A 19406-nucleotide genomic window follows, 5' to 3' on the forward strand; every position below is an offset into this window, starting at 1 on the left:
GACGGACCGCCGGCTGGGCTGAGCCGGCGGGCCGTCCGCCGCCGTCCCCCGCCGTCGCGGTCGTGCCGGCGCACGGCTGTGCGGGTGTCACGCCGTGGCGTGCCCCGGTGCCGGCAGGGACGGGGCCAGGGCGCGGACCCGCTCCAGGGAGCGGATCTTCTCCTTCACGTCGGTGACGTTGTTGGTGATCATCAACTCGTCGGCCCCGGTGCGCTCCAGCAGGTCGCTCAGGGCCCGGCGCACCTCGTCGGGGTCGCCGACCGCCTGACTGGCCAGCAGCGCGTCGGCCGCGGCGCGTTCGGTGTCGGCCCAGGTGTACGCCTCGGCCTCCGCGGCGGTGGGCAGGGGCACCGCCGGCGAGGCGCCGTTGAGCCGCAGCACCGGGAAGAGCGCCGGGTAGGCCAGCCGCCGGGCCTGCTCGGAGGTCTCCCCGCACACGGTGAACACGGTGACGATCGCGTGCGGCCGGTCCGCCCACCGCGAGGGCCGGAAGCCGTCCCGGTAGGCGGCCAGCGCCTCTTGTGTGCCGCGGGAGTTGAAGAAGTGGTGGGCGAAGGCGTACGGCAGACCGCGGCGGCCCGCTTCCGCGGCGCTGCGCACGCTGGCGCCCAGCGACCACACCCGCGGTGCCGCGGGCGGTCGGGGCAGCGCCTCCAGCCGCTGGTAAGGGTGCCCGTCGGGGAAGCCGTCGCCGAGGAAGGCGAGCAGTTCCCCCAGGCTCTCGGAGAATTCCTCGTTCGGCGCGCGGCGCAGCGCGTGGGCGAGCACGGGGTCCGCCCCCGACCGGCCGATGCCCAGGTCGACACGGCCGGGGAAGAGGGTGGCGAGCGTGCCGAAGGACTCGGCGACCGCGTACGGCGCGTGGTTGGGCAGGATCACCCCGCCCGCGCCGACGCGGATGCGCTCGGTCCGCTCGCCGATCGCGGCCAGCAGGACGGCGGGCACCGAACTGGCGATGCCGTGCAGGCTGTGGTGCTCCGCCACCCAGAAGCGCTCGTAGCCCAGCTCGTCGGCTGCGGCGGCGAGTTCTCTGGTACCGGTCAGGGCGGCGACGGGGCCGCCGGCGGAGTCGACGGACGCGATGTCGAGGACGGACAACGGGATCGTGGTGCTGCTCATGCAGGGACGCTCCTTCGCGCGTTACGCATACCAGGTCGGCTGGGGGACCTCACCGCACAGCACGTGCCGGCCCACCGTGCGGCAGTGGTCCGTGGCCGGCTCATGCACCCGCAGGGCCTGGACGTCGCGCCAGAACCGGTCCAGGCCCGCCGCGGCCTCCGCCCCGGTGGCCCCGGCGGCGCGGAACACACCGGCGGTGATCTCGTCGGCGGCGTCCGCCGCCTGCGCGGCCAGCGCGGCCACCCGCACCGCGTGCCGCCCGCGCTCCTCCTCGGTCACCCGGCGGCGCCGGGCGTGCAGGGCGCCGGACTCCTCGCCGACCGCGTCGGCCAGCGCCTCCACAGCCCACAGCCGGGCTGTCAGCGCGCCGTAGGTCCGTGTGGAGACGTCGGCGGCCGGTTCCGAGGGAGGGGCGTCCGACCACCGGGCGCGGGTGTACTCCTCGGCGGCCCGCAGCGCCCCCGCGGCCGTGCCGATCAGCACGTTCGCCTGGGCCAGCCGCAGCGTGGGGGCGAGGAAGGTGTTGTAGACGCGTGGCACGAACGTCTTGTGCACGTGCCCGAGGGCGCCGGACCACGGAATGTTCGCCCGGTCCGCGACGACCGTGCCCGCCGCGACCGAGCGCAGTCCGAACTCCGCCGGCTCCGGCTCGAACGTCAGCCGGTCGTGGTTGCTCATCGCCAGCGCGCTGATCGGTACGTCCCCGTCTTCGGGGAAGCCCTCCAGCATGGTGATGTCGGAGACCCGGTGGCCCAGCGTGCGCTCCAGCCGCCCGTCGAAGAGCATGTCGCCGCCGGTGTCGGAGATCGTCAGCGGGGCGGACCGGGGCCGGGCCGAACCGCTGAAGAACCAGCGGGCCCGGGTCGCGACCTCCCCGATGTGCTGGATCTTCTCGTCCGTGCCGATGAACTCCGCGATCCACAGCCACACGTAGTGGTGGGCCAGCAGCGTCCCGATCGAGGCGTCCGCGGCGGACACCGTCCGCACCACCCGGTGCGCGACCGGCCAGCTCTGCCCGCCGCCGCCGTACTCGACCGGGCCGAGCAGCGTCACCAGGCCCGTGTCCTTCAGCAGCCGGATCTCGGACGCCGGGGGAGCGCCCTCGCGGTCCCGGCGGCCCGCGCCGAGGGCCAGGTGTCCCGCGACCGCCTCGGCCCGGCGCAGCCATTCCACGGCCCTGTCCGTGGTCGGGACCCGGCCGCTGTGGACGGGATCCACTGTCGTCTCAGACATCGTTTCCTCTTAAGGGTGTGATCGGTTGGGGCACCGGTCCGGACAGGGGCGGCTCACCGGCTCCCTGCCCGGCCCCGTCCCGGGCCGGGGCGCGGACCGGCAGGCGCAGGACCGACGCGACGAGTTCACGCGTGTACGGGTGGCCGGGCGTGGTCAGGATCGTGTCCGTGCCGCCCTCCTCGACGACCGAGCCGTGGCGCATGATCAGCACCCGCTCGGTGACTTCCCGTACGACGGCCAGGTCGTGGGTGATGAACAGCAGTGCGACCCCCGTCTCGCGCCGCAGCCGGTCGAGCAGCCGCAGGACCTGGGCCTGGACCGAGGCGTCCAGTGCCGACACCGGTTCGTCGCAGACCAGGACCTCGGGCCCGGGGGCCAGTGCCCGCGCGATCGCCACGCGCTGGCGCTGACCGCCGGAGAGCTGGTGCGGCCGTCTGGACAGCAGGTCCGCCGGAAGTCCCACCTGGCGCAACAGCTCGGCGCCGCGCTCCGCGCGCGCCGAACGTCGCAGTCCCGGCAGGGCCTCGCCGAGCACGCGGGCCACAGTGAAGCGCGGATCGGCGGAGGCGTACGGGTCCTGCTGCACGAACTGCACGGCTGCCCGGTGGGGCCGCCGGTCCCGTTCGGCCGGCGCCGACCAGGGCCGGCCGTGCAGCAGCACCTCGCCCGCGTCCGGGCGGACGAGCCCCAGGGCGACCCGCGCCAGCGTGGTCTTGCCGGACCCCGACTCGCCGACCACGCCCAGCGCCTCGCCGGCTCGCAGTGTGAACGAGACGCCGTCCAGCGCGCGCCGCCCCTCGGGGCCGTAGGACTTGGTCAGGTCCCGCCCTTCCAGGACGGTCCGCTCGACGCGGTCGTGTCCCGGCCCCGTGCGTGCCGTGCCGCGCGGCACCGCACGCACGGGTCGTGCCTGCCGTGCCGGGGCCGGAACGGTGGATTGCGCCTTCGGCGCCGGGACGGGGCGGCCGTGTCCACCGGTGCCCGGCACGGCGTCCAGGAGCATCCGCGTGTACGGGTGTAGGGGGTTTGTCAGCAGGCGTTCCGCGGGGCCGCTCTCCACGACCGCGCCCTGGCGCATGACCAGGATCCGGTCGGCCAGCTGCGCCACCGCTGCGAGGTCGTGGCTGATGAGCAGCAGTCCGCGTCCGCTCTCGGTGAGCCGGCCCAGCAGGCGCAGGATCTGCGCCTGCACGATCGCGTCCAGAGCGGTCGTCGGCTCGTCCGCGACCAGCAGCGGCGGGTCGGCCGCGAGCGCCGAGGCGATCAGCGCCCGCTGGCGCAGTCCGCCCGACAACTGGTGCGGGTACTGCGCGCGCCGCGCCTCGGGCTCCGGGACCCCGGCCCGGGTGAGCAGGTCCACCACGTGGGCCTCGGTGCCCTCCGGGCCCACCGCGCCGTGCAGCCGGGCCGCCTCGGCGATCTCCGCGCCGACGGTGCGCAGCGGGTCGAGGGCGACGAGGGCGTCCTGGAAGACCATGGCGATGTGCCTGCCGCGCACGGACCGCCACTGTCGCTCCCCGAACCCGGTGGCGTCGGCTCCGGCGACCGTCAGTTCCCGCGCGCTCACCCGGGCCCGGGCCCCGGCGAGGCCGATCAGTGCTCGTGCGGTGACGGACTTGCCCGAACCGGACTCGCCGACCAGAGCCACGCACTCACCGGGCGCCACCGACAGCGACACACCGTCCACGGCGGGCCGGGGCTGCCCGGGGAAGGACACGCGCAGCCCCTCCACCCGCACCAGGTCCCCGGCCGCCGGCCGGCCGTCCCCCACCGCGCTCATCGCACCGCCCGCAGTTGCAGCCGACGGCCGGCCAGGGTCGTGGCGACGACCAGGACCGTGACCGCGAGGCCGGGGAAGACCGAGATCCACCAGGCGGTCTGGAGGAAGTCCTTGCCGTCGGCGACCATCGCCCCCCAGTCCGCGTCCGGCGGAACGGGCCCCAGTCCGAGGACGCTCAGTCCCGCGCCCGAGACGATCGCCGAGCCCAGCCCTATGGAGGCGAGCACCACGAGCGGGCCGCCGACGTTGGGCAGCACGTGCCGCAGCACGGTCCGCCAGGGGCGCACGCCGAGGACCCGGGCCGCCTCCACATACTCCGAGCGCAGGACCAGCCGTGCCTGGCCGCGCACCAGCCGTGCGTAGCTGGGCACACCGGCGATGCCGAGGGCGATCGCGACGTTGAGGGTACCGCCGCCCAGCAGCGCCACCACCAGCAGGGCCAGGAGCAGTTCGGGGAAGCCCAGCAGTACCTCCACGATGCGCATCAGGGCGAAGTCGACGCGTCGGCCGCCGCACGCGGAGAGCAGCCCGAGCAGAGCGCCGCCCCCGACGCCGATCAGCGTCGCGCCGACGGCGATGAGCACGGACAGCCGGGTGCCGTACACCAGCCGCGCGTACACGTCCCGGCCCAGCTGGTCGGTGCCGAGCCAGTGCCGGCCGTCCGGTGGGCGCAGGGCCGCCGCCACGTCGGTCGCCTCGGGGGAGTGGGCGGTGAACAGGCCGGGGAACGCCAGGACCAGTGCGAGCAGGACGAACAGCGTGGCCGCTGCGGCGAGCAGGGGGGAACGGGGCCGGACGCGTCCGGTGGTGAGGACCGCGGCCTCGGTTTCGGCCAGCACGGTGACGGCGGAGCTCATGCGGCGCCTCCCTCGCGCAGCCGGGGGTCGATCAGAGGATGGAGCAGGTCGACCAGGGTGTTGACGATCACGAAGACGGCGCTGGACAGCACCACGAGCGCGGTCACCACGGGCAGGTCGCGGGAGCCGACCGCGCTCGCCAGGACCCGGCCGAGTCCGGGCCGGGTGAAGATGTTCTCCACCAGCACCGCACCGCCGAAAAGACCGCCGAGGACGAATCCGGCCAGGGTGGTCAGCGGCAGCAGCGCGTGCCGCAGGGTATGGCGCAGCAGCAGTGCCCGCTCGCCCAGGCCCCGGGCGCGTGCGGTGAGCACGAACGGCCTGCCGTCGGCGGTCTCCAGCTCGTGACGGATCACCTGGGCCAGCAGCCCGGCCAGCGGCAGCGCCAGCGACAGTGTCGGCAGTACCAAAGAGGCCGGTCCGCCCGCGCCGATCGAGGGGAAGACGTGCAGCCGGTACGACAGCGCCGTCAGCAGGATGATGCCCAGCCAGAACGACGGCATCGACACCGCCAGCAGCTCCGTCAGGGCCGCGGCGCCGCGCACCGCCCGGCCCCGCCCCGCCGTCAGGGTCGCCGCGAGCACCGCGAGCACCAGCGCGGTGGCCAGCGCGGACACCGCCAGCTGGACGGTCGGCCACACTTGGCTGCCGAGGAGCCGGCCGATGGGCTGGCCCAGCTGGTACGACCAGCCGAAGTCGCCGCTCGCCAGCTGCCTCAGCTCCTGCCCGTACTGGACGAGCAGCGGCTGGTCGAGACCCGCCTCGGCGGCGATCTGCCGGCGCAGCTCGGGCGTCGCGGCCGCGCCGGGGCCGATCAGCCCGTCCACGATGTCACCGGGCGCCAGGTGGATCGCGAAGAACGTCACCGTGACCGTCCCCCACACCACGGCGACGCCCGCGACGGCGCGGCGCGCCGCGAAGCGCGCCCAGGGCGGCAGGCCCGGTACGGACGCGCGCATGCTCACGCCACCCCGATGCCGTAGAAGTCGGTGTTGGCCTCGACGTCGAGCCGCAGTCCCGACACGCGGTCGCGGTGCGCGACGTCCATGGTGGCGATGTAGGCGGGGATCGAGTACGCCTGTTCCACGATCCGGCGCTGCACCTTGCGGTACAGCTCCAGGCGCTGCTCGGCGCCGGTGGCGGCCTCGGCCTGCTCCAGCCAGTCGTCGAGGCGCTCGTCGTGCACGCGGCTGCCGTTGGCGCCGCCGTCGGCGAACTGCTGCTTGGAGGAGTACAGGGTCTGCAGCACGCTGGGGTCGGAGCCCTGCCAGCCGAAGGCGAAGAGGTCGTAGTCGCCCTTGGTCGTACGCTCGATGGACGACGCCGAGTCCAGGGGGAGCAGCTTCAGTTCGATGCCGACCTGTTTGAGGGCGTCCTGCACGCCCACGTCGAAGGTGTGGTTCTGGGCCGACACGAAGGTCTTCACGTAGGGCTGCTCGACGGTGAGGCGCCTGCCGTCCTTCGTCCGGTACCCGGCAGCGTCCCGGCCGGTGTAGCCGAGGTCGTCCAGCAGCTCGTCGGCCTTGGCCCTGCTGTACGTCCACGCCTTCGCCAGACTGCTGTCGTGACCTGGTGTGGACGGGGCCAGCGGTCCCCACGCCCTGTCGTACACGCCCTGGAAGAGCCCCTTGGTGATGCCCGCCAGGTCGATGGCGTGACGGACGGCCCGCCTGGCGCGGACGTCGTCGAACGGCGCCCGGGTGGTGTTGAGGTAGTAGGTGTACGGCACGCCGGGTATCGCCTTGCGGGTGAGTTCGAGGCCGTCGCGGCCGCGCAGGCCGGCGACCCGGCTCGCCGGGATCTGCTCGGCGACGTCGACCTGGCCGGAGGTGATCGCGCCCACGCGCGCCGCGTCCTCCTTGAGCAGCAGCACCACGACGCTCTCCAGCTTGGCCTTCCCCTTGTGCGTGGCGGTCGTCGGCGCCCACGCGTAGTCGGCGCGGCGGCGGAACACCGCCTGCTGGCCCGGTGTGACCGAGGCGAAGGTGAACGGGCCGGTGCCGACGACATACTTGCCGCCGGAGGACAGGTCGGCGGCGTGGTCGCGCAGCGCGGCGGGGGAGTGGAAGCCCAGGAAGGTGCTTCCGGCGGCCTGCAGGAACGAGGAGTGCGGGGCCTCGAGATGGACCGCCACGGTGTGGGCGTCGACGACCTCGGTCTTCCTGTAGGGGCCGAGCAGTCCCGCCGCGCGCTTGGAGGCCGTCTTCGCCGCGACGATGTGGTCGAAGTTGGCCTTCACCGCCTCGGCGTCGAAGGTGGCGCCGTCGCTGAAGGTGACTCCGGAGCGCAGCGAGAAGGTGTAGGTGAGTCCGTCGGGGGAGACCTTCCACGAGTCGGCGAGCCAGGGCCGCACGGTGCCGTCGTCGGCGATGGAGACCAGCGATTCCAGGACCGGTCTGAGCAGTCGCCCGGTGATCGAGGTGGAAGCCGCGTGCGGGTCCCAGCTGTCCGGCTCGACGGCGGCGCCGTAGCGCAGGGTGCCGCCGGCGCTCCTCGCCGACGGGGGAGCGGAGTCGGAGGAACACGCCGTGAGAGCGGCCGGGCCGAGGAGGGCGACGGCGGTGGCTGTCAGGGGACCGCGGAGGAAGGTACGCCTGCTCTGCATGGTTGTTCCGATCCTGAGAGATGCGGGGTGAAGGGGGACGGCGCGGCCGTCGACCGCCTCCGGTCGCGCGCGGGGCCCGGAGCGTCCGCCGCGCGCGACGCATCAAAGTCTGAGGTGCCGCACCGTCCGCAACCCCCCTGGTCACCCCCCTAGAGGGGCCCTGTCTGCGGGGTCGAGGGGTGGTGGTCCGGCTGTCGGACGGCCGGACCACCGGTGGCGGCCGGTGTCAGCCCGTCGCCGCGGCCGTGTCGGAGGGGGCCTGCTCCGTCGCCTGCGGACCGGCGGAGCGCGGCGTGCGCAGGACGAACGCGGCCACGAGGAGCGACACCAGGACGAAGGCGGCGCTGAGGGCGTAGGCGAGGCGGAAGCCGCCGGTGAGCGCGTCGATCTGGTTCTCGTGCTCCCGCAGGAGTGCGGCTGTGTGGGAGGCGGCGGCGGTGGCGAGGACGGCGGTGCCGAGGGAGGCGCCGACCTGCTGGGTGGTGTTGACCAGGCCGGAGGCGATGCCGGCGTCGTTGGGCGAGTTCACGGACATGGCCTGTCCCATCAGGGCGGGCATCGCGGCGCCGAAGCCGACGCCGAGCAGGATGAACGGCGGCACGACGTCGAGGGCGTACTGGCCGTCGCTGGGCACCCGGGCCAGCAGCGCCAGGCCGGCCGCGACCAGCAGCAGGCCGCCGATGAGGACGGGGCGGGCGCCGAAGCGCTGGTTGAGGCGGGCGGCCAGCCCGAGGGAGACGACGGCGATGGTCACGGGGGCGGGCAGGAAGGCCAGGCCGGTCCTGAGCGCGTCGTAGCCCAGGACGTTCTGGAAGTACAGGGCGGTGCAGAACTGGTAGCCGAAGAGGCCGGCGACCATCAGCAGCATGATGACGTTGGCGCCGGAGACGGTGCGCGAGCGGAAGATGTGCAGCGGCAGCAGGGGGCTGGCGGCGCGGGCCTGACGCAGCACGAAGCCGGCGAGCAGGGCCAGGGAGGCGAGCAGCAGGCCCAGGCTGCGGGCGTCGCTCCAGGTGTAGTCCTCGGCCTTGATGATCGTGTAGACGAGCAGCATCAGTCCGCCGGTGGCCAACACCGCACCGGTGACGTCGGCGCCCTGGCGCAGCCCGAGTCCGGGCAGGCCGGGGACCACGCGCAGGGTCAGGACGATGGCCACGACGCCGATGGGCACGTTGACCAGGAAGATCCACTCCCAGCTGAGGCTCTGGGTGAGCACCCCGCCCAGGATGAGGCCCAGCGAGGAGCCCGCCGCGCCCACGAAGGCGTAGGCGGCCAGGGCCTTGGCGCGCTGGGCGGGGTCCTGGAACAGTGTGATGATCATGCCCAGGGCGACGGCGGAGGTCAGGGCGCCGCCCACGCCCTGGACGAAGCGGAAGGCCACCAGAGCCCAGGGTGCCGTGGCGAGGCCGCAGGCGAGGGAAGCGGCGGTGAAGAGGACGAGTCCCGCGGTGAAGATGTGCTTGCTGCCGAGCAGGTCGCCCAGGCGGCCGGAGAGCAGCAGCAGGCCGGCGAAGGCGATGAGGTAGGAGTTCACCACCCAGGCCAGGCCGGACTGGGTGAAGCCGAGGTCCTGCTGGATGGTGGGCAGGGCGACGGTGACGATGGAGCCGTCCAGGATGATCATCAAGTTGCCGACGCAGAGGATGACCAGCGCCAGCCAGGGCGACCTGGCAGTCTGGGCGGGGGGCGGGGCGGGCGTGGACATGCGGGCCATTCCTTCACGGGGATCGGAGAACCAGGGAGACGAGCGCCCCGGGGGCGCGCCGAAGGGGCGCCCGCTCCCATGGGGCACTACTTGTTACAGCCCCCATCATGTGTGACCATCAAGTCCGCCGTAAGGAGGCACTTTTATGTCTCAGGGGAACATCGATGTGACCCACGACCGGGAGTTCCTGGACGAGCGCCCGGTCTGCACCGTCCTGGAGGCCCTGAACCGCATCAGCGGCAAGTGGGCAATCGGCATCCTGCTCAACGTCAGCCACGGCCCGGCCCGCTTCACGGAGCTGGAGCGGGCGGTGCCCGGCATCAGCCGCCGCATGCTCACCCTGACGCTGCGCAACCTCGAACGCGACGGACTCATCTCGCGCACCGTGTACGCGACCGTGCCGCCGAAGGTCGAGTACCGGGCGACCGGCATGGCCGTCGAGCTCTACGACTCGCTCACGGCCCTGACCGCATGGGCCGAACGCCACCGCGAGACGATCGCCGGCTCCCGCGAGGCGTACGACCGGGAGCACGGCCGGCCCGCCGGGGCCGACGCCGACTGCTGACGGCCCGCGCGCCCCGCCGGCACCGCTGGCGTGCGGCCGGCACCGTCCGGGAGGAGACGGGCACCGCAGGGCCGGCGTCCGATGGGCGCCGAGTTCCCGGCCGATGGGCGGACAAGGACCACCATGCCTGTGCCCGTGGCACATGCTGCGGGATCTCCGCAGCGAAAGGCATCCCACGCCATGGCCGTCCCTCCCCCCAGGGACCTGCGCGTCGTCCGGCCCTCGTCCGCCGTCCCCCCGTCGGGGCGCACGGCGTTGCCGTCTCTCACCGGTGCGCGCTTCTGCGCCGCACTGCTCGTCTTCCTGTACCACACCACTCTGCTCAGTAACCCGATCGCACCGGCCAGTGCCCAGACCTTCTTCGGCGACCCCGGTCAGGCCGAGGACCTCGCGTGGTTCTTCGGCTCGTGCGGCTACATAGGGGTGTCGTTCTTCTTCGTGCTCAGCGGCTTCGTCCTCACCTGGTCGCACCGTCCGCAGGACACCGCCCCCCGCTTCTGGCGCCGCCGCCTGCTGAAGATCTTCCCCAACCACCTGGTGACCTGGGCACTGGCCATGATCCTGTTCGCCGGCGCCTACACACCGGTGGAGTCCTGGCTGCCCAACCTGTTCCTCCTGCACTCCTTCCTGTCCGATCCGCAGACTTTCAGCGGGGTCAACCCGCCCGCCTGGTCGCTCTGCTGCGAACTGCTCTTCTACGCCCTGTTCCCGCTGCTGATCCGGCCGGTGCTGCGCATCCCCGAACGGCTGCTGTGGTGGGGCGCGGGAGCCGCAGTCGCGGGCATCGTCGTCATGGACCTGATCGGCAGGTACCTGGTGGCGGACACCCCCCGCGTGCCGCAACTGCCGCTGTCCTTCACCCAGATGTGGTTCAGCTACGCCTTCCCGCCGCCGAGGATGTTCGAGTTCGTGCTCGGCATGGTCCTGGCGCGGATGGCCCTGAGCGGCCGCCTGCCCCGCATCCGTCCCGTCTGGGTCGCCGCACTCGCCGTCGCCGGATACGCCGCGGCCCTCACCGTCCCCGCGCCCTTCAGCTTCACCCTGGCCACGATCGTCCCCATCGCGGCGATCATCTGCTCTCTGACCACAGCCGACCTCTCGGACCGTCGCACCCTGCTGAGCAGCCGCCCCGCCGTATGGCTCGGAGAGATCTCCTTCGCGTTCTACCTCGTTCAGGGCATCACACTCTTCTACGTCCGCGAGCGCTTCCTGACCGGTAGCTACGACCTGCCCGCCGCCCTGCTGCTGGAGGCGGTCGTGTTCCTGCTCACCCTCGCCGCGGCCTACGCGCTCCACCGCGCGGTCGAGCAGCCGGTGATGCGCCGCTTCGCCCACGGGCGTCCCCGGCCGGCCCCCGTGGCGGGACCGGCCCAGTAGGGGAGGGACGACGTTCCCGGAAACCCGCGCACCGCGCGCCCTGAGCTCGTCCTTCGGCCGCGCGATGTGGCGGCACGGATACGGAATCCGGAAGTGATCACCACTGAGAAAGCGTCGCTCATCGGCACCAGTCGCAGCGTGGCGAACGTGTCGAAGAGCACCGAGGAGAGCTTCATCCCGGTGTCCTCCAGCTCCTTCTCCAGGCGCTGGACCTCCTGGCCGCGGGAAGTGACCAGTTCGGTGCGGCGGCGGGTGAGATCCCGTAACTCGCGGATCTCGCGCTCGGGCACGAAGGAGCCCATCACCATGCCGGAGGCGCCCGCCCGGGCGAGGAACGCGGCGTCACTGGGATCACTCCTGCGCCCGCGATGCCCTTGAGGTGGGCCGGGTTGACCAGCATCAGGTTCAGATGCGGCTGCAGGGTGCAGTACAGGTGGCGCCAGTAGTCCGAGGTGGCCTCGAGCACCACCACCTCGACACGGTGCTCGAGCAGCCGGGCCAGCAGCTTGCGGATCTCGGCCGGAGTGGTGCCGAACCGCTCGGTATCCAGCGACCAGGTGCCCGCCCGCTTCGCGCCGGGGGTCCGTACACACGCCAGCAGGAACTGCTTGCCCAGGTCCACCCCCGCCGCCCGCAGGTAAAGAACCTCATCCTTCACGTCCTGTCGCGCCACCGCCCTGCTCCTTCCGTGCGCACCGAGCGAGCGGGCGCCCGGAGGGATCCGGGAAGTCGTCGAATCTGACACACGCGCTCCGGGCCCACCGCGGTGGTCCTGGCGCAAACCGAAGTCCCGTAACGGATCCCCATCGCCATCCTGTCGGGCGAGCTGACCTGCATCACAGAGTCACCGGTTAGAAGCTGTTGTCTTTCCGCCTGTGATCGCCGCGTTTTACCTGGTCAGGATTGAGGTCGGCTGGTGTGCGGCAGAGACGGTGCAGGGTGTCGTCTCTTGGGTGGAGGTTGCCGGGTGCCGTCGGTGATGGGGTTGCTGGAGGAGCGGGAACTGGCTGCTCGGCAGCGGGTGGAGGCGCTGCGTGTCGGGCTGGAGCAGACGCAGGAGCGGTGGCAGCGCTTGGTCATTGCCCGGGAAACGGTCGGCGAGGTGCTGAGCGCACCGGCTGCTGACGGCCCGACCCAGTCGGCAGAGGCGGCTTCGCCCGTCGCGGCGCCGCGGGCATCGCCCGCCACTTGATCCCGTCGTCGACGAGATACCGGATCCATCCAGCATCTGACGGTGGCAGTAGCCCTCCGGCGGTCCGCCGCGGCCCTCCAGCCGGCCCGGCACCGGCAGCAACGGCCGCACCGCCGCCCACTCCGCGTCCGTCATGTCCGAGGGATAACGTCGCACACGCTCTCCATGGTCGACGGCATTGCCGTACGCGCGGGCGAGACAATCACACGACCGAGCGGCCGAGTTGGACTCCGCGGGCGCCGGCGCGAAAGATTGCGGCACAGGGCCTCCTGTTGCTCGTGGTCTTCGACACCCACGAGCTGTTCAGGAGGCCCTGCTTTCATGCCCCGGCCACGAGAAGACCACCCCATCGGGACTCTCGTTCGACGCGCACCCCTCGAGATCGGAGCGACAACAGCCTCTGAGCCTTCTGCGCTTGCTGGAGGATAGATGACCCTCCCGAGGGTTACTTCACGTCGACGTAGTCTGCCGCGGAGGCGACTGCCGGGGTGGTGGACGTGCCTGCGAAGGAGTAGCGGAAGTAGCCGTCCGCCGTGGCCTTCGTCGTCGTCCTCAGGTTGCCCTTGCTGTCCGTCGTGACGGTCTTGAGGGTCTTGTAGGTGCTGGTGCCCTTCTTCTTGAACTGGAGCTTCACCGGCTGCTTGGTGTAGCCCCCGTACTTGTAGGTCTCCCAGTTGGCGCGGGTCAGAGTGCCCGTGACGGTGATCGTCTTGTTCTTCTTCACCGGTTCCGGCGAGGCGTTGACCGTCAGCCTGGAGTTGCGCAGGACCTTTGCCTTGGCGGTGGAATCCTTGGTGATGTAGTCACCGTCGTTGGCCAGGGCGTGGGCTCTCACGGCCCAGGTCCCGGCCGTGGTGTTGTCCTGGGGATGGATGCGCGGGTTGATTTTCAGCGTGTAGGTGCAAGTGGTCGTGGTGAAGCTCTGGCGCACGCACTTGCCCGCGATGTTGTCGGGTATCACGAGACCGTAGTAGTCGCCGTTCGGGAGGGGCGTGTGCCACATGGCCGGGAAGGTACTTCCGACCTCGATGCCCGAGTCGTCCGTGGCGGTCACCGCGATGGTGAACGTCTTCACGTCCGTGGTCCCCAGGACGATGTCCTTCCCTCCGTTGACGACCACCTTCGTGATCTTGATGTCGCCCGAGAAGTCATCCGCCTGGGCGGCCACCGGAATCGTGAGCGCGGACAGGGCGAGGGCCCCGGCAAGGCCTGCCACGGTGGTGCGGTGATGCATGAAGACGTTTCCCCGTGTTCCAGCGCCTCAGAACGTCCCGAGGCGGAGCTGACAATGCCCGCCCACTATGCGAGCGGCACGGACATGACCATCAAGTCGCAGGAATGGTTGCCCATCGATCGCACGGCTGCCAGGAGGAGTTCGGGGCTCACGCTGTCTTCCGGCCTCGGTCGACTGGTGGGCCCGCATGTTGAGGTGTCGCGTATTCCTCGTTGAGGCCGTGCCTGGTGTCACCGTGTGTGGTGGCCTGGGGCGCGGGCCCAGGTGCCTCCGACATCGGGGACCAGGCGGGTGGCGGTTTGTCGTGGTAGCCGAGGGCCTTGGCGATGACGAGGGCCGGGGCCCTGGAGGATGAATTGGCGGATCGTGGAGGTCCTGGCGCGCTGTGGCGGGACGCCGGTCTTCCGCAGGTGGGCTTGGGGACTGCCCGGATCCATGGGGGCGGGATCGGCGATTGTGCTTCCCTGCCGTCCCCATCGCGGGCATCGACGATCCGGCGCTGCCGGGGACGTCGGCCAAACGCGCGGCTGCCCACGTGGGGCGACACCTCCACCCCGATGCTCCTGGACCGCTCCCGCCACGCCTCCGTCCCCGCCCTGGAGCGGTATGCCCACCCCGGCATCGACGCGGTCGCCAGGCACGTCGCCCAGGGCGATCCCGCCGCCCGACGGAAGCGGAAGCGCTGACGCCTCAAGATCATCACATTGCCGAGCATGTCGTGCCCGTCACAGCGCCATCCACCGGCCGGGCGCAGAACTCGACGCGCCGTGAGCCGCACTGATACAGATCGTCAACTGATTGATTCTCACGGGTCTGGTCGCTGTCCTGGTCCTGCGTAGGGTTTCAAGAAGACGACAGTGCGACATTTGAGCACTCGATCTGTTGCCGCGCCGAATGTTCAGGCACATCCACGAGAGAAGGAAACACACCCCTATGCGCGCCCTTGTGGTCGATCACAGTGGGGCCGGACCCGTCCGGTTCGCCGATGTCGATGAGCCCGTACCGTCCACCGGTGAGGCGTTGGTGGAGATACAGCACATCAGTCTCAACTTCGGAGAGCTGAATTACGTGCACCAGTGGCCGGCCGGCGCTGTGCACGGTCACGACGCGGCCGGCATCGTGGTGCGCGCCGCATCCGACGGTTCGGGGCCGCCCGAAGGTACGCGCGTCGCAGTGGGAATGGCCCCCCACGCGTGGGCGGAGCGGGTGGCAGTCAGCCCCGCCTCGCTCGGCACCGTCCCCGCGGGCGTGGACCTGGCCGACGCCGCCGCGCTGGGGATCGCCGGGGTCACCGCATTCCGGGTGCTGCGCAAGCGTTCCCTGCTGGCGCGCGACGTGCTGATCACCGGCGCCAGCGGGGGCGTCGGGCACTTCGCCGTCCAACTGGCGGCGCTGGCGGGCGCCCGGGTGACGGCACTCGTCGGTTCGCCGGAGCGGGCCGCCGGGCTCCGTGAACTCGGCGCCGACAGGGTCCTGACCGACTTGGCTGAGACCGAGGACCGGTTCGACCTCGTCCTGGACACGGTCGGTGGCCCGCTGGTGGCCCAGGCGTGGAGTTCCCTCGCCGAGGGCGGCACCATCCACTTGGTCGGTTACTCCTCGGGGCAGGAAACCACGTTCCCGTCAGGGGCCTTGTTCGGCTTCGGTGAGCCCCGCAGCATCGCCACCTACGGCGACATGACGCCGACCGGCGGGGAGCTGACGGACCTGCTGGGCCTCATGGCCGCCGGGAGGCTCTCGGCACCGGTCGGACTTCGAGGCGACTGGCAGGACGTGGACGACGCCGTCCGGGCGCTGTTCACGCGGAAGGTGCACGGAAAAATTGTTCTTGACGTGGCCTGAGGCTGTGGACGAGGACACATGCGCCGGCGGCGGTTCGCGGTGGTGGACGAGAATGGACCCATGGATGTGCTGGCGGAGGTCTTGCATGTTTCGGGTGCGCGTGGGGCGCTCGGGGTCATGCTGAAGGCCGGAGGAACCTGGGGCCTGTGGCTGGACTCCTTTCCAGGAGCGGCACTGCACGTGGTGTCCCGCGGCACTATGTGGCTCCACGTCACAGGCGAGAAACCTCTTCAGGTGCAGGCCGGAGACGCCGTCCTGGTGTCGCCGGGCATCGCACATGGGATAGCCGGCAGCGCCGGCGTGACGATGGGTTCCTGCGACCGGAAAGAGGCGGCCCGAGCTATTGGCGATGGCCGGGCCCTGCGTCTGGGCTCGGAGCCAGTGCAGACGGAAGTGATCGTCCTGCACTATGAGCAGGACCCGGAGGCGCGCACACCGGTGCTTACCTCCCTCGCTCGGCCGATGCACGTTACAGCCCAGGAGAACGCGCAGCTCAGAAGGACCGTCGAACTTCTGGCTGCCGAGCTCGCACAGCCGCAGATCGGCACCACCGCCGCCATCAACAGCATCGTCGACCTTCTGCTCGTTCAGTTCGTACGCGCCTGGCTGGCCCGTTACCCGCAGGAGCAGTCCGGCTCATGGCTGGGAGCGATGCGTGATCCGGTCGTGCGCGACGCTCTGGCATGTGTCCACGCCCAACCGGGACACCCCTGGACCACACAGACCCTGGCCGCCGCGACGAGCGTCTCACGGGCGACGCTGTCCAGGCGTTTCCGGTCCGCCCTCGGACAGACGCCGGGCGCGTACCTGACGCAGTGGCGCATCGACCTGGCGTCCGTCCGGCTCCGCGATACCGATGAGCCGGTCGAGTCGATCTCCCGCGCGGTCGGATACGGCTCTGCGCACGCTTTCAGCCGTGCCTTCAGACGTGCCCGAGGCACTGCCCCGGGCGAGTACCGTTCTCGACTTCGCAAATGATCCGGGGTCGGGAGAGGTCAGCACCAGGTGGGTGCCCCCGTGCTCACATCGGCACGAGGAATACGCGACATCTCAAGCATGCGAGCCCACCAGTCCCCACGGCCGAAAGCAGCCGACGCATCGTTGCCCGACAACGCACTTGCCCAATGGACGCCGGCCACGAGTGCACCTCGGCTTCAGTTCTAGCGGTCGTTGCAACACCTCAGCTCAAGGGGTGGCATGGAAGCACTCCGGATCGGTCTCACCGGCCGCGGTGAAGCACAGCCGCAGACCGGCCCGATCCGGGGCGCCGATCATCGCCGTGAAGCGGTAGACGTCGGTGTCCGCGGTGCTGTCGATGAGGACTCTGCGCGGCCGGACGCCGAGGACCGACAGCTCAAGGACGTCCCCGATCCTCGCATGCCAGATCCTGCCCCACGCGGCGGCGCACACGCTGCTGTACCGGATTTCCACGCCCGTACCGGTACGGGTGCGGTGCGGTGGTCCCAGTGAGTCGGCCCGGCCGGGCAGCCCACAGGCCGACCGGCCGGGATCCATGCCGTCGCACGTCGTCCCGTGGCAAGCGGGCGGGGGATCAAGCACGGGGGACGCCGTCAGGCCCGTCGGTTCTCCGGCGCCGGAATCCGGGACGGCCAGGGCCGCAGTCACGGCGGCCAGGGCCGCCGCGGCACCGGCGACGATGGCCGGCCAACGCCCGTGCCGGGGCCGTCGCGGGACAGCCCCGTCACTCCCGGCGTCCGTCGGCACGGCAACGGAAGGGTGCTGTGCGGCGGGGCGGGAGAGGCGGGCGCGCCCGCTCCATTCGGCGTCCGCCAGCTCCCACAGGGCGAGGAGCCGCTCGGGAGGTTCTCCTGCCGTGGTCATGTCCCCTCATGTGGTGTACCAGCGATCACTGCAAAGTTGCAGGTCGCGCCGGCAATCAGAGGCGCCCGCGACTTTCGTGGCCCGACGGGCCGTCAGCCTGCGCCGTCGACACAGATGATCGACGACTCATGCCGAGGGGCAGGCACGAAAGCTGCTCCTGCGAAGATCGCTGCTACACCACGCCGCAGGACACCATCCCTGCCGTGGCGCACAGCGCCTCGACGGCCTGGCGGGGCACCGGCTTCTTCCCGTTGAGATAGCGCTCCCAGGACGACTTGCTGTACGCCGTGCGTTCGGCCAACGCCACAAGGCTCGGCCCGGTACGCGCCCGGACCGCACGCAGTCCTTCGGCCAGCGCCGCGCACTCCGGTGCACCGCTGGTCATCCGCGCAGCACCCGCCAGGTGTGCGGGCCGACGACGCCGTCCGCGGGCAGCCCGGCTTTCCCCTGCAGTCGCATCACGGCCGCGATGGTCTGCTGTCCGTACACCCCGTCGACGATGCCGGGTTCCATGTGGTGATGGCGCAGCAGGCACTGGGCCTCCACCACGTCCCACCCGGGCCCCGTGAGGACGGCACTCTGCGTCACGCTGTATCCGGCGTACGGGCCCTTCCCGGCCGCTTCGCTCCTGCGGACCTCGCAGGGATAGGACTTGCCGGGCTGGAAGACGTAACGTTTCCTTTCGGCCGTCGCGCTGGTCCTACTGCTGCTGAGTCCTGGAGCCGCCGCCGTGGTCTTGACCTGGTTACCGGCGGAGCGGTCACCGTTCCACGCCGAGGAGATCACCATCCCGGCGCCCACGCCGGCCAGCGCGGCGACGGCGAGGACTACGCCTCTGCGCACCAGCGGCGGCCGGGCATCCTTCAACGATGCCGGTTCCACCTCCGGAACGTCGGCCCTCGGGTCCGTTGCACCGTCCGACGGAGACAGTGCGCTCCGTCGCTGCCGGGCGTCCTCGGCAATCTCGTGCAGGACCAGCAGGCGGACGCTGTCCGCCCCGGAAGTCCGCGCCAATTCTTCCACCGCGCGGTGCGGCGGCAGGGTCTTCCCATTGAAATAGCGGTCCCAGGACGAACGGCTGATGCCGGTCTTCGTCTCCAACGACTCCAGGCTCAGCCCACTGCGGTCCTTGACCCTTCTCAATTGAACGACGAGTTGCCGCACTCGTGGATCCAAGGAATCCGGTAATTCCTTCCAACGCCGCATGACGCCCCCTGCTCCCATGCACAGTTGTCCGTTGCCCTGCTAAGAGGTCATCTCATTTGGCCTTGGCGGTAGCCTGAGTCCGTGTTGATGGTTGAGCGTCTGGTCCCGGACGGGTTGTGGGAGCTGTTCCAGCGGGTGGTGCCGGAGGCGCCGTCGCGTCCGCAGGGTGGTGGCCGGCGCCGGTACGGCGATCGTGAGGTGCTGGCCGTGATCATCTTCGTGGCGACGACGGGCTGTACGTGGGCGCAGGTCCCGCCGATGTTCGGGCCGTCCGGTGCGACGGCCCATCGCCGGTTCACGCAGTGGACCAAGGCCCGGGTGTGGGCGAAGCTGCACCGGCTGGTGCTGGACGGGCTCGGTTCGCGGGGTGAGCTGGACTGGTCGCGGTGCGCGATCGACTCGGTGACCATGCGGGCCATGAAGGGGGGGACCTGACGGGTCCGAATCCTGTGGATCGGGGCAAGAAAGGGTCGAAGATCCACTTGATCACCGAGCGGACCGGACTGCCCCTGTCCGTCGGGATCTCCGGCGCCAACCTGCACGACAGCCAGGCCCTGGAGCCGCTCGTGCGCGGTATCCCGCCCGTCCGCTCCCGCCGCGGCCCGCGCCGGCGCAAGCCCGCCAAGCTCCACGGCGACAAGGGATACGACTACGCTCATCTGCGGAAATGGCTCCGCGCGCGTGGCATCCGGCACCGCATCGCCCGCAAGGGCATCGAGTCCTCCCAGCGGCTGGGCCGTCACCGCTGGGTGATCGAGCGCACCATGGCCCGGCTCGCCGGCTGCCGCCGCCTGCACCGCCGCTACGAACGCAAGGCGGAGCACTTCCTGGCCTTCACCAGCATCGCCT

At 71.2% G+C, this 19406-nt stretch carries 19 protein-coding genes and 2 pseudogenes; 7 read left to right on the plus strand and 14 right to left on the minus strand.

Features of this window, described 5'->3' with window-relative positions:
• Positions 1-87 precede the first annotated feature (87 nt).
• From IE271_RS37490 to IE271_RS37520, 7 genes are all read right to left on the minus strand, one after another.
• Positions 88-1119: an LLM class flavin-dependent oxidoreductase gene (locus IE271_RS37490; protein WP_190194948.1), complete on the minus strand. Its 1032-nt coding sequence runs from the start codon at positions 1117-1119 to the stop codon at positions 88-90.
• A 21-nt stretch (positions 1120-1140) separates the two neighbouring features.
• Complete coding sequence (locus tag IE271_RS37495) at positions 1141-2352, minus strand: acyl-CoA dehydrogenase family protein (protein WP_190194949.1); 1212 nt, start codon at positions 2350-2352, stop codon at positions 1141-1143.
• Positions 2345-4132 (minus strand): dipeptide ABC transporter ATP-binding protein, encoded by a 1788-nt coding sequence (locus IE271_RS37500; RefSeq protein WP_190194950.1) that lies wholly within the window; start codon positions 4130-4132, stop codon positions 2345-2347. Before IE271_RS37500 ends, IE271_RS37495 begins: the two co-directional genes overlap by 8 nt.
• On the minus strand, positions 4129-4989 hold the full coding sequence (locus IE271_RS37505; protein ID WP_190194951.1) for an ABC transporter permease: 861 nt from the start codon (positions 4987-4989) through the stop codon (positions 4129-4131). The genes IE271_RS37500 and IE271_RS37505 overlap by 4 nt, the downstream gene beginning before the upstream one ends.
• Complete coding sequence (locus tag IE271_RS37510) at positions 4986-5948, minus strand: ABC transporter permease (protein WP_190194963.1); 963 nt, start codon at positions 5946-5948, stop codon at positions 4986-4988. Before IE271_RS37510 ends, IE271_RS37505 begins: the two co-directional genes overlap by 4 nt.
• 2 nt (positions 5949-5950) lie before the next feature.
• Complete coding sequence (locus IE271_RS37515; protein WP_190194952.1) at positions 5951-7594, minus strand: ABC transporter substrate-binding protein; 1644 nt, start codon at positions 7592-7594, stop codon at positions 5951-5953.
• A 226-nt stretch (positions 7595-7820) separates the two neighbouring features.
• Positions 7821-9299, minus strand: a complete 1479-nt coding sequence (locus IE271_RS37520) for an MFS transporter (RefSeq protein WP_229919856.1) — start codon at positions 9297-9299, stop codon at positions 7821-7823.
• A 145-nt stretch (positions 9300-9444) separates the two neighbouring features.
• Between IE271_RS37520 and IE271_RS37525 the strand changes: the two genes are divergently transcribed.
• Both IE271_RS37525 and IE271_RS37530 read left to right on the plus strand, forming a co-directional pair.
• The gene (locus tag IE271_RS37525; RefSeq protein WP_190194954.1) at positions 9445-9864 is read left to right on the plus strand and encodes a winged helix-turn-helix transcriptional regulator; all 420 of its coding nucleotides are present in this window, start codon (positions 9445-9447) and stop codon (positions 9862-9864) included.
• A 180-nt stretch (positions 9865-10044) separates the two neighbouring features.
• Complete coding sequence (locus IE271_RS37530; protein ID WP_190194955.1) at positions 10045-11241, plus strand: acyltransferase family protein; 1197 nt, start codon at positions 10045-10047, stop codon at positions 11239-11241.
• Here the strand turns inward: IE271_RS37530 and IE271_RS44155 are convergent.
• Positions 11148-11986: pseudogene (locus IE271_RS44155) on the minus strand (IS110 family transposase). The gene IE271_RS37530 and the pseudogene IE271_RS44155 overlap by 94 nt on opposite strands.
• A 234-nt stretch (positions 11987-12220) precedes the next feature.
• Between IE271_RS44155 and IE271_RS37540 the strand changes: the two are divergent.
• Positions 12221-12433: a hypothetical protein gene (locus IE271_RS37540; protein WP_190194965.1), complete on the plus strand. Its 213-nt coding sequence runs from the start codon at positions 12221-12223 to the stop codon at positions 12431-12433.
• On the opposite strand, the pseudogene IE271_RS44410 reads toward IE271_RS37540, so the two are convergent.
• Together IE271_RS44410 and IE271_RS37550 are read right to left on the minus strand one after the other, a co-directional pair.
• Positions 12411-12568 (minus strand): annotated as a pseudogene (locus IE271_RS44410) (transposase); the annotation flags it as partial. The gene IE271_RS37540 and the pseudogene IE271_RS44410 sit on opposite strands and share 23 nt — an antisense overlap.
• Before the next feature lie 310 nt (positions 12569-12878).
• Entirely contained in the window at positions 12879-13667 is a 789-nt protein-coding gene (locus tag IE271_RS37550; RefSeq protein ID WP_190194957.1) for a calcium-binding protein, read from the minus strand.
• 557 nt (positions 13668-14224) lie between these two features.
• On the opposite strand from IE271_RS37550, the gene IE271_RS37555 reads away from it, so the two are divergent.
• Positions 14225-14353, plus strand: a complete 129-nt coding sequence (locus IE271_RS37555) for a PmrA (RefSeq protein ID WP_190194958.1) — start codon at positions 14225-14227, stop codon at positions 14351-14353.
• A gap of 157 nt (positions 14354-14510) precedes the next feature.
• Here the strand turns inward: IE271_RS37555 and IE271_RS42830 are convergent, their stop codons facing one another.
• Positions 14511-14771: a hypothetical protein gene (locus tag IE271_RS42830; protein WP_229919861.1), complete on the minus strand. Its 261-nt coding sequence runs from the start codon at positions 14769-14771 to the stop codon at positions 14511-14513.
• Between IE271_RS42830 and IE271_RS37560 the strand changes: the two genes are divergently transcribed.
• Both IE271_RS37560 and IE271_RS37565 read left to right on the plus strand, forming a co-directional pair.
• Entirely contained in the window at positions 14688-15509 is an 822-nt protein-coding gene (locus tag IE271_RS37560; RefSeq protein WP_229919860.1) for a zinc-binding dehydrogenase, read from the plus strand. The two genes, IE271_RS42830 and IE271_RS37560, sit on opposite strands and share 84 nt — an antisense overlap.
• A gap of 60 nt (positions 15510-15569) precedes the next feature.
• Positions 15570-16487 carry an AraC family transcriptional regulator gene (locus IE271_RS37565; protein WP_190194960.1) on the plus strand — a complete coding sequence of 306 codons (918 nt, stop codon included), beginning with the start codon at positions 15570-15572 and terminating at the stop codon, positions 16485-16487.
• Positions 16488-16694: 207 nt separating this feature from the next.
• Here IE271_RS37565 and IE271_RS43710 read toward each other — a convergent pair whose 3' ends face one another.
• The 3 genes from IE271_RS43710 to IE271_RS37580 form a co-directional block, all read right to left on the minus strand.
• The gene (locus tag IE271_RS43710) at positions 16695-17351 is read right to left on the minus strand and encodes a DUF2690 domain-containing protein (protein WP_190194961.1); all 657 of its coding nucleotides are present in this window, start codon (positions 17349-17351) and stop codon (positions 16695-16697) included.
• A gap of 172 nt (positions 17352-17523) precedes the next feature.
• On the minus strand, positions 17524-17736 hold the full coding sequence (locus IE271_RS37575) for a helix-turn-helix domain-containing protein (protein WP_373308903.1): 213 nt from the start codon (positions 17734-17736) through the stop codon (positions 17524-17526).
• A complete protein-coding gene (locus tag IE271_RS37580; RefSeq protein ID WP_229919859.1) occupies positions 17733-18527 on the minus strand; it encodes a peptidoglycan-binding protein in 795 nt (264 codons plus the stop codon). The genes IE271_RS37575 and IE271_RS37580 overlap by 4 nt, the downstream gene beginning before the upstream one ends.
• A 117-nt stretch (positions 18528-18644) precedes the next feature.
• Between IE271_RS37580 and IE271_RS37585 the strand changes: the two genes are divergently transcribed.
• A protein-coding gene (locus IE271_RS37585) for an IS5 family transposase (RefSeq protein ID WP_190194964.1) occupies positions 18645-19406 on the plus strand; the annotation gives its coding sequence in 2 pieces (ribosomal slippage) (positions 18645-18990 and positions 18990-19406; 763 coding nt annotated over the 2 pieces). This gene is flagged as partial in the annotation.

The sequence above is a fragment of the Streptomyces minutiscleroticus genome (genome assembly GCF_014650875.1).
GTDB classification, from domain to species: Bacteria; Actinomycetota; Actinomycetes; order Streptomycetales; family Streptomycetaceae; genus Streptomyces; species Streptomyces minutiscleroticus.

What these genes read in the sequence shown, in the direction of transcription:
- IE271_RS37490 (WP_190194948.1), bottom strand. Translation starts at nt 1,119, where the DNA reads ATGAGCAGCACCACGATCCCGTTGTCCGTCCTCGACATCGCGTCCGTC.
- IE271_RS37495 (WP_190194949.1), bottom strand. Translation starts at nt 2,352, where the DNA reads ATGTCTGAGACGACAGTGGATCCCGTCCACAGCGGCCGGGTCCCGACC.
- IE271_RS37500 (WP_190194950.1), bottom strand. Translation starts at nt 4,132, where the DNA reads ATGAGCGCGGTGGGGGACGGCCGGCCGGCGGCCGGGGACCTGGTGCGG.
- IE271_RS37505 (WP_190194951.1), bottom strand. Translation starts at nt 4,989, where the DNA reads ATGAGCTCCGCCGTCACCGTGCTGGCCGAAACCGAGGCCGCGGTCCTC.
- IE271_RS37510 (WP_190194963.1), bottom strand. Translation starts at nt 5,948, where the DNA reads ATGCGCGCGTCCGTACCGGGCCTGCCGCCCTGGGCGCGCTTCGCGGCG.
- IE271_RS37515 (WP_190194952.1), bottom strand. Translation starts at nt 7,594, where the DNA reads ATGCAGAGCAGGCGTACCTTCCTCCGCGGTCCCCTGACAGCCACCGCC.
- IE271_RS37520 (WP_229919856.1), bottom strand. Translation starts at nt 9,299, where the DNA reads ATGTCCACGCCCGCCCCGCCCCCCGCCCAGACTGCCAGGTCGCCCTGG.
- IE271_RS37525 (WP_190194954.1), top strand. Translation starts at nt 9,445, where the DNA reads ATGTCTCAGGGGAACATCGATGTGACCCACGACCGGGAGTTCCTGGAC.
- IE271_RS37530 (WP_190194955.1), top strand. Translation starts at nt 10,045, where the DNA reads ATGGCCGTCCCTCCCCCCAGGGACCTGCGCGTCGTCCGGCCCTCGTCC.
- IE271_RS37540 (WP_190194965.1), top strand. Translation starts at nt 12,221, where the DNA reads ATGGGGTTGCTGGAGGAGCGGGAACTGGCTGCTCGGCAGCGGGTGGAG.
- IE271_RS37550 (WP_190194957.1), bottom strand. Translation starts at nt 13,667, where the DNA reads ATGCATCACCGCACCACCGTGGCAGGCCTTGCCGGGGCCCTCGCCCTG.
- IE271_RS37555 (WP_190194958.1), top strand. Translation starts at nt 14,225, where the DNA reads ATGCTCCTGGACCGCTCCCGCCACGCCTCCGTCCCCGCCCTGGAGCGG.
- IE271_RS37565 (WP_190194960.1), top strand. Translation starts at nt 15,570, where the DNA reads ATGGATGTGCTGGCGGAGGTCTTGCATGTTTCGGGTGCGCGTGGGGCG.
- IE271_RS43710 (WP_190194961.1), bottom strand. Translation starts at nt 17,351, where the DNA reads ATGACCACGGCAGGAGAACCTCCCGAGCGGCTCCTCGCCCTGTGGGAG.
- IE271_RS37575 (WP_373308903.1), bottom strand. Translation starts at nt 17,736, where the DNA reads ATGACCAGCGGTGCACCGGAGTGCGCGGCGCTGGCCGAAGGACTGCGT.